Annotated in this window: 12 protein-coding genes; 5 read left to right on the top strand and 7 right to left on the bottom strand. The window is 71.2% G+C overall.

The window, feature by feature from the left end:
* Together ACFQ3T_RS27335 and ACFQ3T_RS27330 are read left to right on the top strand one after the other, a co-directional pair.
* Nucleotides 1-629 (top strand): GNAT family N-acetyltransferase (locus ACFQ3T_RS27335; protein ID WP_380727326.1); only part of this gene is annotated, 629 nt, incomplete at its 5' end.
* Between the two features lie 36 nt (nt 630-665).
* Entirely contained in the window at nt 666-1,697 is a 1,032-nt protein-coding gene (locus ACFQ3T_RS27330) for a LacI family DNA-binding transcriptional regulator (protein ID WP_380727324.1), read from the top strand.
* 67 nt (nt 1,698-1,764) lie between these two features.
* Here the strand turns inward: ACFQ3T_RS27330 and ACFQ3T_RS27325 are convergent, their stop codons facing one another.
* The 6 genes from ACFQ3T_RS27325 to ACFQ3T_RS27300 form a co-directional block, all read right to left on the bottom strand.
* On the bottom strand, nt 1,765-3,183 hold the full coding sequence (locus tag ACFQ3T_RS27325) for a GH1 family beta-glucosidase (protein ID WP_380727322.1): 1,419 nt from the start codon (nt 3,181-3,183) through the stop codon (nt 1,765-1,767).
* A 7-nt stretch (nt 3,184-3,190) separates the two neighbouring features.
* Nucleotides 3,191-4,024: a carbohydrate ABC transporter permease gene (locus ACFQ3T_RS27320; protein ID WP_380727320.1), complete on the bottom strand. Its 834-nt coding sequence runs from the start codon at nt 4,022-4,024 to the stop codon at nt 3,191-3,193.
* Between the two features lie 5 nt (nt 4,025-4,029).
* Nucleotides 4,030-4,944, bottom strand: a complete 915-nt coding sequence (locus ACFQ3T_RS27315) for a carbohydrate ABC transporter permease (RefSeq protein WP_380727328.1) — start codon at nt 4,942-4,944, stop codon at nt 4,030-4,032.
* Nucleotides 4,945-5,009: 65 nt separating this feature from the next.
* Nucleotides 5,010-6,293 carry an extracellular solute-binding protein gene (locus ACFQ3T_RS27310; RefSeq protein ID WP_380727318.1) on the bottom strand — a complete coding sequence of 428 codons (1,284 nt, stop codon included), beginning with the start codon at nt 6,291-6,293 and terminating at the stop codon, nt 5,010-5,012.
* 413 nt (nt 6,294-6,706) lie between these two features.
* The gene (locus tag ACFQ3T_RS27305) at nt 6,707-9,220 is read right to left on the bottom strand and encodes an ABC transporter permease (RefSeq protein WP_380727316.1); all 2,514 of its coding nucleotides are present in this window, start codon (nt 9,218-9,220) and stop codon (nt 6,707-6,709) included.
* Between the two features lie 4 nt (nt 9,221-9,224).
* Nucleotides 9,225-9,977 carry an ABC transporter ATP-binding protein gene (locus tag ACFQ3T_RS27300; protein ID WP_380727314.1) on the bottom strand — a complete coding sequence of 251 codons (753 nt, stop codon included), beginning with the start codon at nt 9,975-9,977 and terminating at the stop codon, nt 9,225-9,227.
* A gap of 970 nt (nt 9,978-10,947) precedes the next feature.
* On the opposite strand from ACFQ3T_RS27300, the gene ACFQ3T_RS27295 reads away from it, so the two are divergent.
* The 3 genes from ACFQ3T_RS27295 (at nt 10,948) to ACFQ3T_RS27285 (ending at nt 13,936) form a co-directional block, all read left to right on the top strand.
* On the top strand, nt 10,948-11,934 hold the full coding sequence (locus ACFQ3T_RS27295; RefSeq protein ID WP_380727312.1) for an LLM class oxidoreductase: 987 nt from the start codon (nt 10,948-10,950) through the stop codon (nt 11,932-11,934).
* Between the two features lie 290 nt (nt 11,935-12,224).
* Nucleotides 12,225-13,382, top strand: a complete 1,158-nt coding sequence (locus ACFQ3T_RS27290; RefSeq protein ID WP_380727310.1) for a DegT/DnrJ/EryC1/StrS family aminotransferase — start codon at nt 12,225-12,227, stop codon at nt 13,380-13,382.
* Nucleotides 13,383-13,525: 143 nt separating this feature from the next.
* Complete coding sequence (locus ACFQ3T_RS27285; protein ID WP_380727308.1) at nt 13,526-13,936, top strand: transposase; 411 nt, start codon at nt 13,526-13,528, stop codon at nt 13,934-13,936.
* A gap of 25 nt (nt 13,937-13,961) precedes the next feature.
* Here the strand turns inward: ACFQ3T_RS27285 and ACFQ3T_RS27280 are convergent.
* Nucleotides 13,962-14,255: helix-turn-helix domain-containing protein (locus ACFQ3T_RS27280; protein WP_380727306.1), on the bottom strand; the 294-nt coding region annotated here is incomplete at its 5' end.

Below are 14,255 nucleotides of genomic sequence, written 5' to 3'. Positions count from 1 at the left end.
GGGCGCCGTTCACCCAGGTGGAGCTGGCGCGGGCGCAGGCGTTGGTCGACCTGGTCGCGGAGGCCGGGGTGGCTGCGGCGCAGCCGACGGCGCTGCTGACCGACGACGGCATGGCGCTGGTGCTGCGGCCGGGCCGGGCGGGCGACCAGGAGGCCGTGGCCGAGCTGCACTCGCGGTGCTCCATGAGCACCTTGTTCCACCGCTACCACACGGGCATGCGGACGGTGCCGAGGCGGTGGCTGCACCGGCTGCTCAGCCCGCCGCGCGGCACGACGGTGGTGGCGCAGTGCGCCGACCGGGTGGTGGCCGTGGGCCAGCTGATCCCGATGTCCACACCGGACAGCGCCGAGGTGTCGTTGCTGGTGGAGGACGGGTGGCAGGGTCGTGGCGTGGGCACCGCGCTGCTCGGCGCGCTGGCCCGGGCGGCGCGGGCGGACGGTCGCCGCGAGCTGGTCGGCTGGTGCCTGCCTTCCGAGACCGGCCTGATCCGCACCGCGGCCCGCGCGGGCCTGGCGACGTCGGTGCGGCGGGAGGACGGCTTGCTGCGCGTGTCGGTCGAGGCAGGCGGTCCGCGAGACGCCGTCGCGGGTCGTCCTGAGAGCGCTTCCCGACAGGTCGCCTCCGGCTAAGCTGGCCGGGTAGGCGAACGTCGAGGAGTGGTGCTCGTGTCCGTTCAATCGCACTCAAGCGCACGGCCCACGCTGGAGGACGTTGCGGCGAAGGCTGGCGTTTCCCGTGCGACGGCGTCGCGGGTGCTCAACGCGTCCCCCCGGGTGAGCCCGGAGGCGCACGAGGCCGTGACGGCGGCGGTGATGGAGTTGGGCTACCAGCCGAACCAGGCGGCGCGGGCGCTCGTGACCCGGCGTTCCGGCGCGGTGGCGGTGGTCTTCTCCGAGCCCGAGCCGAAGATCTTCGACGACCCGCACTTCGCCTGGCTGATCCGTTCGGCGGCACGGTCGCTGGCCGACGCGGACGTGCAGATGGTGCTCATGCTGGTGCACTCGCCGCAGGACCAGGCGCGCGCCGAGCGGTTCATGGCGGGCGGGCACGTGGACGGCGCGTTGCTGTTCGCGCCGCACAAGGGCGACCAGCTGCCGACGGTGGCCCGCAAGCTGCCGCTGCCCGTCGTGTACGCGGGCCGGCCGTGGGGCTCGCTGCGCGGGCTGCACACCGTGGACCACGACAACGAGGGCGGCGGGCTGCTCGCCACCGAGCACCTGATGTCGTTGGGCCGCAAGAAGATCGTCTCGGTGACGGGTCCGCTGGACGAGCACTCGGCGATGGACCGGCTGGCCGGGTGGCGCACGGCGGTCGGCGCGGACGACGAGATGACCGCGCTGATGACGGAGGACGGCGGCTTCTCGCGCGAGGGCGGGCGGCGCGCGATGGAGGCCCTGCTGGCCCGCGTGCCCGACCTCGACGCGGCGTTCGTGGCGTCCGACCACATGGCGGCGGGCGCGCTGGACGCGTTGCGGGAGGCCGGGAAGCGGGTGCCGCAGGACGTCGCGGTGGTCGGGTTCGACGACCACCCGATGATCGCGCCGCACACCACGCCGTCGTTGACGAGCGTGCAGCAGGACACCAGCGCCCAGGTGCGGCACATGGTGACCCACCTGCTCCGACTGCTGCGCGGCGAGTCGATCCGGGCCCGGCGCGAGGTGCTGCCGACGGTGCTGGTGCGGCGCGAGTCGGCTTAGCCCCCGACGTGGCGCCCGGGCGTCGGGCGGGGGCCGCCGCGGCGACATGCGGCCCCCGACCGACGGGTCACGGGAGCTCGAAGCCCTCCGCCGGGACGGCGTTGGCGCCGATCACCCTCGCCAGCGTGCGGCCGCTGCGCTTCACCGTCCGCACCTGCGTGTCGTAGTCGACGTGCACGATGCCGAACCGCTGGCTGTACCCCGCCGCCCACTCGAAGTTGTCGAGCAGCGACCACGCGAAGTACCCGCGCACGTCCACCCCGGCCGCGATCGCCTCGTGCACCGCGCGCAAGTGGTCGACCAGGTACCGGGTCCGCGCCTCGTCCACCACCTGCCCGTCCTCGACCACGTCGGGGAACGCCGAGCCGTTCTCGGTGATCACCAGCGGCAGGCCGACGTCGCGCTGGAGGCGTTCCAGCAGCTCCGTGAGCCCGCGCGCGTCGACCTCCCAGCCGAACCCGGTCACCTCGCCGCGCGGCGGCAGGAACTCCACGCCGCGCAGGCCGGGGAACGGCCCGCCGCTCACCACCAGCGGGTCGTCGGCGGCGGCCACGCGGGTCGGGCTGTAGTAGTTCACGCCCATCCAGTCGATCGGCGTCGCGATGACGTCGAGGTCGCCCTCGCGCACCACGGACGTCCAGTCGCCCAGCCACGCGGTGTCCTCGACGACGTCCCGCGGGTACCCGCGCCCGCCGAGCGGGTCGAGGAACAGCCGGTTCTGCAGGCCGTCGACCTTGCGCGCGGCGTCGAGGGACGCGTCGTCGTCCACCCACACCGAGCAGAAGTTCAGCACGATGGAGAACTCGTGGTCGGCCGGCGCCTGGTCGCGCATGACCTGCGTGGCCAGGCCATGCCCGAGCATGAGGTGGTGCGCGGCCTCCAGCGACGCCTTCGGGTCGACCACGCCGGGCGCGTGGATGCCGTTGGCGTAGCCGAGGAACGCCGAGCACCACGGCTCGTTCAACGTGGTCCACAGGCGGACCCGGTCGCCCAGGTGCTCGTGCGCCAGCGCCGCGTACTCCGCGAACCGGTAGGCGGTGTCGCGGTTGCGCCACCCGCCCTCGTCCTCCAGCGCCTGCGGGAGGTCCCAGTGGTACAGCGTGACCACGGGCTGGATGTCCCGACCCAGCAGCTCGTCCACCAGCCGGTCGTAGAACGCGAGCCCCCGCGGCTCGACCCGGCCCGAGCCGAGCGGCTGGATGCGCGGCCACGCCAGGGAGAACCGGTACGCGCCGAGCCCCAGCTCCGCCATCAGGTCGACGTCGGAGGCGTAGCGGTGGTAGTGGTCGCACGCCGGGTCGCCGGTGTCGCCGCCGAGGACGGCCCCCGGCCTGGCCGCGAACGTGTCCCAAATGGACGGTCCGCGACCGTCCACAGTGGTCGCACCCTCGATCTGGAAGGACGCCGTCGCGGCTCCCCACAGGAAATCCGGTGGGAAGCGCAGCAGGTCCCGCCCGACCGCGGTGTCCGGGTCGGTTGTCGTCATCGGAAGTTCACCCCTTCACGGCACCCTGCATGATCCCGCCGACGATCTGGCGGGCCAGCAGGATGAAGATCCCCACGACCGGCAGCACCGCGAGCGACGCGCCGGAGAGCATGAGCGAGTAGTCGGTGTAGTAACCGCTCGCCAGCGTCGACAGTGCCACCTGCACGGTCGGGCTGTCGTTCGGGTCGAGCACGATCAACGGCCAGAAGAAGTCGTTCCACGCCGTCATGAACGTGAACATGCCCATGACCGCCGCCTGTGGTCGGACGGCCGGGAACGCCACGTGCCAGAACGTCTTGAGCACCGAGCAGCCGTCCACCCGAGCCGCCTCGATCAGCTCGTACGGAACCGACTCCTCGCACGCCTGCCGCATCCAGAACACGGAGAACGCGCCGATCAGCGCCGGCACGATCACCGCCTGGAGGGTGCCGTACCAGTCGAGGTCGGACATCAGCATGTACAGCGGGATGACGCCGAGCTGCGTCGGCACCATCGACGTGCCGACGACGACCAGGAACAGCGTGTTGCCGCCGCGGAACCGCAGCCGCGCGAACGCGAACCCGGCGAGCGTGCCGAGCACGACGTTGCTGATCGCCACCGTGCCCGCGACCACCATCGAGTTCTGCATGGCGAGCCAGAAGTCGACGGTGTCGAACACCCTGGTCAGGTTCTCCAGCAGGTTCCCGCCGGGCACCAGGGACGGCACCGCGTCGCCCAGCGCGGAGTTGTCCTTGCTCGCGATCAGGAACGAGTAGTACAGCGGGAACACCGACGCGAGCAGGACCACCACCAGCACCGCGTAGGCGAACGGCCCGGCCTTCGTGAGGCGCTTGGTCTTCACGTGCCTCACCCCTTCGACGCGATCCGCCGCGCCACCGTGAAGTTCACGACCGCGACCACCAGGATCAACAGGAACAGCACCCACGCGATGGCCGACGAGTAGCCGGCGTCGAACAGCCGGAAGCCCTTCTCGTACAGGTACATCACCAAGGTCTGGAACTGGCGGTCGTCGCCGCCGGTGCCGGTCGCCGTGCCGCCCGGGTCGAACAGCTGCGGCTCGACGAACAGCTGCATGCCGCCGATGGTCGACACGATGACGGTGAACAGGATCGTCGGCCGGATGCTCGGCACGGTGATCGACCAGAACACCCGCCACCGCGAGGCCCCGTCGAGCATCGCCGACTCGTACATGTCCTTCGGCACGGACTGCATCGCGGCCAGGTAGATCAGCGCGTTGTAGCCGGTCCACCGCCACATCACCATCGAGCTGATGGCGAGGTGCGAGGCCCACGTCTGCGCGCGCCAGTCGACCGGGTCGACGCCGACCAGGCCGAGCAGGGCGTTGACGATGCCGAAGTCGCGGCCGAACAGCTGCGCGAACACCAGCGCCACCGCGGCCACCGAGATGACGTTGGGCAGCAGCACGCCCGCCCGCCAGAACGCCCGGCCGCGCAGGCCGCGGTCCAGCAGGGCGGCCAGGCCGAGGGCGGCGAACAGCTGCGGGACGGTGGAGAGCAGGAACAGGCTGACCGTGTTGCCCAGCGCGTTCCAGAAGTTCTTGTCCGACAGCAGCTCGGTGTAGTTGTCCAGGCCGGTGAAGCCCTGGTCGCCCTCGATGAGCTGCCACTCGTGCAGCGACACCCAGGCGGTGAACAGCAGCGGGTAGAGCCCGAAGATCCCGAACACCACGAAGAACGGCGCGATGATCAGGTACGGCGTGTACCTGGTGTCCAGTCGACCGAGCTTGTCCCGCCACGACAGGCGCTGCGCCGGCGGCGGGACGGGCGTGGTGCCCCGTCCCGCCGCGGCCCGTTCGGGTGCGACCGTCACTTGACGGCGTCCCGCGCTTCCTGGAGGGCCTGGGCGAAGGCGTCCGCGGTGGACTGCTTGCCGGTCTCCACGCGGGACAGGGCGTTGCCGAACACCGGCGTGACCTTGGAGTCCTTCGTGCCGCGGTAGGTGGGCTTCAGGTTCTCCGCCGAGTTGCCGAAGATCTGGCCGACCGGGGCCTTGTTGAAGTACTCGTTGACCGTCGAGGTGACCTCGGGGTCCTTGTACGCGGCGGGCTCGCTCGGCAGGTTGCCGGTCTCCTTGAAGATCCGCTTCTGCTGCTCGGGCGCGGTCAGCCACTTGGCCAGCTCGTAGGCCTCCTTGGGGTGCTTGCCCTGCTTGGGCACGGCCAGGAACGAGCCGCCCCAGTTGCCGCCGCCGCCGGGCGCCGCGGCCACGTCCCACTTGCCCGCGGCCTCGTCGCCGGCGCCGGCCTTGATGAGCGCGAGCGCCCACGCGGGGCACGTCGTGGTGGCGAAGGACGCCTGCTTGAGCGCGACGTTCCAGTCCTGGCTGAACGGCGCCAGCGCGCCGGTCTGCTTCTTCTCGCCGAGGCTCGCGGCCAGCGTGAAGGCCTGCTTCACCTTGTCGTTCGTGTCACCGATGAACGAGTCGTCGGCCTTGGCGAAGTAGCCCTCCTCGGTCTGGTCGAGGATCGCCTTGTAGACGTTCTGGGCGGTGTCGACGAACTTCACGCCCGGCGTCTTCTGGGTGAAGGTGTCCGCGACCTTCAGGTAGTCGTCCCAGGTGGGCCAGAGCTTGCCGACGGCCTCGCGGTCGGCGGGCAGGCCGGCGGCCTCGAACAGGTCTCGGCGGTAGCACAGCGCGAGGCTGCCCATGTCGGTGCCGAGGCCGAGCACGAAGTCGCCGTTGTCGGTGGTGCCCTGGTTCCACTTCCAGGCGGCCCACTGGCTCTCGAGTTCCTTGGCGCCGTAGTCCGCCAGGTTGACGAACTTGTCCTTGGACTGGCGGAACTGCGCGATGTTGCCTTCCTCGATCGCCACGATGTCCGCGGCGCCGCGACCGCCCGCGAGCTGCGTCGCGAGCTGGGTGTGGTGCTGTTCCATCTTGACCGTGCGCTGCTCGATCTCGATGTTCGGGTGCGACGCCTGGTACTCCTTGATCAGGTTGGCGTAGCCGAAGTCGGAGAAGACCCCGATCGACAGCTTGATCTTGTCGTCGCCCCCGTCACCTCCCCCGCCACCACACGCCGCCACCAGGGTCGCGGCCAGGGCGACCGCGGTGATCGCCGTCGTCCGGCCGACCAGTGTCCTGCTCATCCGTCCTCCTCGACGCACTCGCCGGATTGGACCCGGCGTCATGAGAGCGCTCTCACAGTCGTGAGTACCGGTAGTCGCTGTCAACCCGGGAAGTACCGGTCGACACCGTTCCGCAACAATCTGAAGCGCTCTCGTGGGCCGGCGTGACAGCCGTGCCACGGTCCGTGAGGCCCCGGCGGCCGGCGGGTGACAACACGGCAACCAGTGGGAGAAGACGCAGGGAGATGCGGGGTGGCCCGGCCCTCGCTCGGGCCACCCCGCACCCTGTTAGAGGGGTTCCGGGCCAGGATGTGACGCGCGCTCGCGGAAAATTTTGTGACACGCGTCGCACCCCGGCCCCTAAGGGGAGCCGGGGTGGGCGACCGGCCCGGTGGCCCGTTCCTCCCCCGAAGAGGGACGGGCCACCGGACCTCTCACGCCTCGGCCATCCCCGCGACGACCGAGGTGCGGGCGGCCCGCCTGGCGGGCAGGGCGGCGGCCGCGATCGCGGCCACGACGGCGGCGGCGAGCATCACGCCGAGCTGGCCGAACGGGACGACGAGGTCGACCGACACGGTGTCCGTGGACACGGCCTCGGTGATCACCCAGCCGAAGCCGATGCCGAGCACGAGCCCGATCGTCGCGCCCATCAGCCCCATCAGCACCGACTCGATCACCAGCATCAGCCGCAGCTGGCCGCGGGTGAGGCCGAGGGCGCGCAGCAGCGCCGACTCGCGCGTCCGCTCCAGCACCGACAGCGTCAGCGTGTTGGCGATGCCGAACAACGCGATCACCACGGCCAGCCCGATCAGCGCCCAGATGAACCCGAGCACCTGGTTGAGCTGCTGGTTCAGCTGCTCCTTGGTCTCCGCCGCGCTGTCCAGCACGGCCAGCGGCGACGGGTCGGTGACCCGTTCCACGGCCGCCCGGCCGTTCGCGACGCCGTCCTCCAGCTTCACCAGGATGCTGTCGTAGCCCTTGGCGGCCTCCGGGAAGCGCAGCGACGTCTCCAGCGTCATGATGCCGTCGGACAGCCGCTGCCCCTCGACCACCGCGACGACCTTCAGCTCGTGCGCCACGCCCTCGGCCGCCCTCACCGTCACCGTCGAGCCGATCGTCACGCCGCTCCGCTTGGCGTAGTCGGCGTTCACGGCCACCGCGCCGTCACCGAGGTCGGCGAGCGACCCGCTGGTCACCGTCGGCCGGAACAGGGTGCCGATCGCGTCGGTCGGCACGCCGGTGAAGTACTCGCTCTCCCCGTAGACCGTGGTGGTCGGGGCGACCCGCGCCACCTCCGGCACCGCGGCCAGCTGCCCGACCAGCTCCTCCGGCAGCGGCCGGTCGTGGACGGCCGACGTCACGGTGTAGTCGGCGGGCATCCGCTCGTCGATCTCGGCGTTGGCGGTCTCCTTGGCGCTGTTCGCGACCACGGTCACCAGCGCCACGATCGTCACGCCGATCATCAGCGCGGCGGTGGTCGCGGCGGTGCGCTTGGGGTTGCGGCCGGCGTTGGCGGAGGCCAGCTTCGCGGGCACGCCGAACACCGCCCGCGGCAGCGCGCCGAGCACCCGGTTGACCGGGCCGACCAGCAGCGGGCCGAGCACGAGCACCGCGGCCAGCAACGCCATCGTGCCCGCGCCGCTGACCAGCATCGCGGCTTCCTCGTCGTCGATGCCCAGGCCGAACACGATCGTGCCGACGCCGATCACGCCGAACAGCACGGCGGTCAGCACGCGCACCACACCGGTGCGGGACACCTCCTCGCCGCTGTCCGGCTGGCTGCGCAGCGCCGCCACCGGCGCGACCCTGGTCGCCTTGCGGGCCGGCAGCACGGCCGCCAGCACGGTCACCAGCGTGCCGACGGCGAACGCGGCGAGCACCGTCGTCCCGGCCACCGGCAGGCGCACCACGGCGTCCTCGGCGTTGCCGAACGACAGGATCACCCGTTGCAGCAGGGCCGACACCCCGATGCCGCCGAACAGCCCGATCACCGACGCGGTCAGGCCCATCACCAGCGCCTCGGCCAGCACGCCGCGGAACACCTGCGACCGGCTCGCGCCGACGCACCGCATCAGGGCCAGCTCGCGGGTCCGCTGCGCGACCAGGATGGTGAACGTGTTGTAGATGACCATGGCCGCGACGACGAGCGCGATGAGCGCGAACGCCAGCAGCAGCGAGGTGAACTCACCCGACTGCGACTCGACCCGTTCCAGGGTCTCCTCGGTGAGGTCCGCGCCGCTCTGCACCGCGAAAGCGTTGTCCCCGATGGCGTTCCGGACGTTGTCCACGACCTGCTGCTGGGTGAACCCCGGCGCGGCGGTGGCGACGACCTGGTACGGCAGGCGTTCCGGGTCGAGCGCCTGGAACGCGTCCGCGGTCAGTCCGATGTGGTCGTAGCCGGACAGCGACATCGAGTTCGTGCCCTGCCGGTACGTGCCGACGAGCGTGTACGTGTGGCGGGCGTCCTCCTCGCCCAGCAGCACGACCGGCCCGCCGATGGTCAGCTTCGCCGTGGCGGCGGTGCGCTTGTCGACGGCGATCTCGTCCGCCTTGGCGGGGTAGCGGCCTTCCGCGAGGTCGAACTCGCGCAGCTTCTCGTTGCCCGCCAAGGAGACCGCCCACGCGGGCTTCGCCTTGCCGTTGGTGGTGAGCAGCGGCACGGGCTGGGCGCCGCGCACGTCCGCCCCCGCCACGCCCGGCGCCTGCCGGATCTTCGCCAGCACGTCCGGGGAGATCCCCTTGGCGTCGGACGGCGACTCGCCGCCCAGGGTGACGGAGACGTCCACGTTGCGGGCGCCCTTGGCGAACTCGTCGCGCAGGCTCTCGTTCATGGCGTCGCCGAGGACCAGCGTGCCGCTCACGAAGGCGACGCCGAGGGCGATCGCCACCGAGGACAGCACGAGCCGCGCGGTGCGGGCCTTGAGGCCCGCGATGATCGTGCGCAGCATCAGGTCACGCCCCCAGGTGCTTGAGCGCGGACAGCACCGAGTCGGCGGTCGGGCGGTCGATCTCGCCGGCCAGGCGGCCGTCGGCGAGCAGCACCACGCGGTCCGCGTACGACGCGGCGACCGGGTCGTGCGTCACCATGATCACGGTCTGGCCGAGCTTGCGCACCGACATGCGCAGGAAGTCCAGCACCTCCGCGCCGGAGCGCGAGTCCAGGTTGCCGGTCGGCTCGTCGGCGAACACCACGTCCGGGCGGGCGACCAGGGCGCGGGCGCAGGCCACGCGCTGCTGCTGGCCGCCGGACAGCTCGGTCGGCTTGTGCTTGAGGCGGTCGCGCAGGCCCAGCACGTCCACGATCGTGTCGAACCACTCGCGGTCGGGCTTGCGGCCGGCCAGTTCGAGGCCCAGCAGGATGTTCGCCTCGGCGGTGAGCGTGGGCAGCAGGTTGAACGCCTGGAAGACGAACCCGACCCGGTCGCGGCGGAGCTTGGTCAGCTCCTTGTCGCCGAGCGACGTGATCTCGGTGCCGCCGATGCGCACGGTGCCGCCGTCGACGTTGTCGAGCCCCGCCAGGCAGTGCATCAGGGTGGATTTCCCGGAACCCGAAGGCCCCATGATCGCGGTGAATCGACCCGCGTCGAATGCGACGCTCACGCCGTCGAGGGCGCGGACCGCCGTGTCGCCCTTGCCGTACACCTTCGCCAGGTCGACGGCTTCTGCGGCGGCGCGGGTCCCGACATCGGACACCAGTGCGGACATGCTCCCTCATTCTCTCGGCGGGTGGTCGTCAAAAAGCTAGAGGGGGCACGGGTAACCGGTCGTCATCTCGGCGGCGGAACCCGTCGTCACCATGCGGGATGACTTTCCCTAGTCCTCTGGTCTGACGCCCAGCCGCTGGTGGCGGCACCGGCGCGGCCGGTCGCCGTCGCGAGGAGGACCCGCCCCGGGGGGCTGCGAGGTCGATCGGGGCAGCACGGCCGGAAGTGCGCCCAAGTGGCCCGCAAATCTCACGGCAAGTGCCCGGCCGGAGCTAACCAGACTATTCCTCATACACGAATAGAGTAGTATCCAGGCGATTCCGACTACGCAGAGTTGTCCCACATGGCGTCGACCGTCTACTTTCGCCCGACGTGCCGGACCCTCCGGAATTCACCCGATGACGTGACGTCGGCGAGCCTTGTGCCTGGCCGCCCGCACGGACGCGGCCGCACTGCACCGATCGGCCGGGAAAGGCCCCGCGCGGACCATTCACCACAGTGTCGACCCGGACCCGGAATCGGGATGCCGAACCGTCGCACGCCCCCGTCCCCGCTCGCCCTCCGTGATGACTTCGGACGACCTGGGCGTCCGGTCCCCGGCGCACCCGCCACCACACGTGCCGGGGAATGACGCGGGACGCGCCACCGGTGCCGCGCGCACGCCAAACGAGACACCCCCGGAATGGTGCCACTACGCTGCGACGCCACCCGATCGGTCGCTTTGACCCGCTCATACCCGTTGACTACAGTCATTTTTCACCGCCTAATCTCAATTGGCACCCGATCAACATTAGAATTGATCGGAAGAATCACTGGGGACGCACACCGCACGAGCAGCACCGAAACTCCCGGACCACAGGTCCGCACCACAGCCGAAGAAGCGGTCGCCGACCGCGGCACGAACACGTCACGCCCGGCCACGGGTATGCCGCGCACCACGCGCGTGAATTCCGATCGAATGAGGAGAAGTAATGTCGACAGCGCCATCACCCGTCACCGGGCACGACGGGTTCGCGCGGATGTTCGCCCCGGGCCGGCTGACCGTGGGCGCGTTCTTCCCGCTGGAGTCCTACCCGGGCGCCGTCCCGTCCAACGAGGACCAGGTCGCGCTGGCGCGGGCGGCCGAGGACGCGGGACTGGCCGCGCTGTGGGTGCGCGACGTGCCCCTGCTCGACCCCTCCTTCGGCGACGGCGGGCAGCTCTACGACCCGTGGGTGTGGCTGACCCACATCGGCGCGCACACCTCCTCGATCAGCCTGGCGACCGGTTCGGTGATCCTGCCGCTGCGCCACCCCGTCCACCTGGCCAAGTCGGCCGCCTCGATCGACCTCCTCACCGGCAACCGCCTGGTGCTCGGCGTGGCCACGGGCGACCGGCCGGTGGAGTTCCCGGCCTTCGGTCGGCCGCTGGAGGATCGCGGCGAGCTGTTCCGCGAGTCCTTCGGCACGTTGCGGAAGCTGTGGGGCGGCTCCTACCCCGAGGTGGACGGGCCGTTCGGCCGCTGGAAGGGCGTGGACGTGCTGCCCAAGCCCTCCCGCGGCACGATCCCGCTCCTGGTCACCGGCAGCAGCCGGCAGGACATGGCGTGGATCGCGGAGAACTCCGACGGGTGGCTCGCCTACCCGCGCCTGGACATCACCACCCACCTGCGGGTGGTGGGCGGCTGGCACGCCGCCGTGGCGGGCGCGGGCGCGGCGTTCAAGCCGTTCGCGCAGAGCCTGTACGTGGACCTGGCCGAGCAGGAGGACCTGCCGCCGCGCCCCATCCACCTCGGCTTCCGCTGCGGCGCCCGGTGGCTGGTCGACTACCTGGAGGTGCTGCGCGAGGCGGGGGTGAACCACGTCGGGCTGAACTTCAAGTTCAGCCGCCGCCCGGTGGCCGACGTGCTCGCGGAGTTGGGCGCACACGTCAGCGCCCACTTCCCGCCGCACACCACGGCCCTCGCGCCGCAGGACTGACCAGACCCGACGACCTCGACGCGCGGCCGCCGCCGCTCCGACGGGCGGACGGCGGCGGCCGCGCGCCCCAACCCCTCCCCCCGAAGGGAACGACCGGGGGAACACCGATCAGGACGATCCGACGCACGAGACCGCGCTCACCCGAACCGATCGACCCTCCCGACCGACCGACAGGGGCACGGCCTTCCGCCAGGACTCGACGTCCGGGAGCCGAACGTGCCCACCCGCCGGTCGGTCGCCCACCAGGAGTGCGCCGCACGGCCCACTCCCAGAACTGATCAGGAGCCATCGTGACCGGTACCATCACCGCTCCCACCAACGCCGACGAAGCCCACTTACCGGTTCCCCCGGACGGGCAGCACCGCCGCATCGCGAACATGCGGCACCTGATCCACCGCTACCTCGACCAGGTGATCGACAGCGGCACGTCGCTGCTGGGCGACTTCACCAAGCGGCTGGAGGCACAGCTCGGCGAGCGCTGGGGCGGGCACGCGGTGGCCACGTCGTCGGGCACCGAGTCGCTGCACTTCTCGTTGCGCATCGCGGGGATCGGGCCGGGCGACGAGGTGATCGTCCCGGACATGACGTTCGTGTCCACGGCGTTCGCGGTCAACGCCGCGCACGCCACGCCCGTGTTCGTCGACGTCGAGCCGGACACCTGGCTCATCTCGCCGGAGGCGATCCGCAGGGCCATCACCCCGCGCACCAAGGCGATCATCCCGGTGCACCTGTACGGCCAGGTCGCCGAGATGGACGAGATCATGGCCATCGCGGAGGAGCACGGCCTGGTCGTCATCGAGGACTGCGCCCAGGCCCACGACGCCACCTACAAGGGCCGGCCGGCCGGCTCGTTCGGCGACTTCGGCTGCTTCTCGATGTGGGTGGGCAAGAACGTCGGCGGCCTGGACGACGGCGGGTTCGTCACCGTCAAGGACGAGCGGAACCTCAAGGCCATGCAGCGCATGCACAACCTGGGCCGCGACCGCACGATCCGCTACCTGCACCACAGCTGGGGCAGCCGGGCCCGCCTGAGCGAGCTGAACGCCGCGGTGCTGTCGCACCAGATCTCCATGCTGCCCGAGTGGAACGAGCAGCGCCGGATGATCGCCGGCTCGTACGACAAGGCGTTCGCGGGCCTGCCGCTGTCCACGCCCACCGTCCTGCCGGACCGCGAGCACGTGTTCTACAAGTACACGGTCCACACCGAGCACGCGGCCGAGCTGGAACTGCACCTGAAGAACCGCGGGATCTCCACCGAGCGCATCTACCCCTACCTCCTGTCCGAGCAACCGGCGTTCGCCGACCTGCCGCACCGGGTCGAGCCGACCCCCGTCGCGCGGGCGAACAACGGCAAGCTGCTCTGCCTGCCGATGTACCCCGAGCTGTCCTACGCCGAGCAGCAGGCGGTCATCGCCGGCGTCACGTCCTTCTACGCGGGCCACGCCTGACCCGGGGTCGGTGGGACGTCCGGCGGGCGCCGTTCGCGGGACGTCCCACCCCCTTCGGAACCACGAAAGCCTTGCCACGCCGCGCTGGTAGACTCGGTCGTCGGATTCACTGCGGCTGTTTCCGGACCGGCGAAGGGCGAACCGTGGTCAACCACCTGTCCCGACGGTTGGCTCCCGACGCGCTGTGGCGGATCGTGCAACCCCTCGCCCCGCCCGCCGGCGTGCGCACCCAGGGCGGCGGGCGCGGGTGCATCGACGACCGCCAGATCCTCGCGGCGATCATCTTCGTGGTCACCGGCGAGTGCTCGTGGCGGCAGCTGCCCCCGCTGTTCGGCGTCAAGGTCTCGACCGTGCACCGGCGCTTCCGGGAGTGGACGCGGATCGGCCTGTGGGAGAAGGTCGACGAGAGCATCGCCGACCTCGACGACCCGGACCTGGCGGCGTGGTGGGGCACCGTCCGCGAGCTGCTGACCGCGCGGATCTCGGCCGGCGCGACGGACTGCCTGCTCGACCACAACGGCGCCGGGGAGCAGCTCTACTCCTCCGCGGGGTGACCACCGGGGTGACCGCCGCCCCGGCTCAGTCCGGCAGGTCCAGCAGACCTCGGTCGAACGCGGTGGCCACCGCCTCGGCCCGCCGGCTCGCGCCCAGCTTCGCCATGATCCGGCTCAGGTGCACGCTGACCGTCTTCTCCGAGATGTACAGCTCCTCGCCGACCTGCCGGTTGGTGCGGCCCTGCGCGACCAGCTCCAGCACCGACCGCTCCCGCGGCGTGAACGGGTCCACCCGGTCGCGCGGCCCGGCGTCCCGCAACGCCACCCTGGCCCGCCGGGCGACCAGGTCCAGCGCGTCGCGCAACGGCGCCGCGCCCAG

The organism is Saccharothrix hoggarensis, assembly GCF_042678885.1.
GTDB lineage: Bacteria > Actinomycetota > Actinomycetes > Mycobacteriales > Pseudonocardiaceae > Actinosynnema > Actinosynnema hoggarensis.
This window is presented reverse-complemented; position numbering and strand designations above follow the sequence as displayed.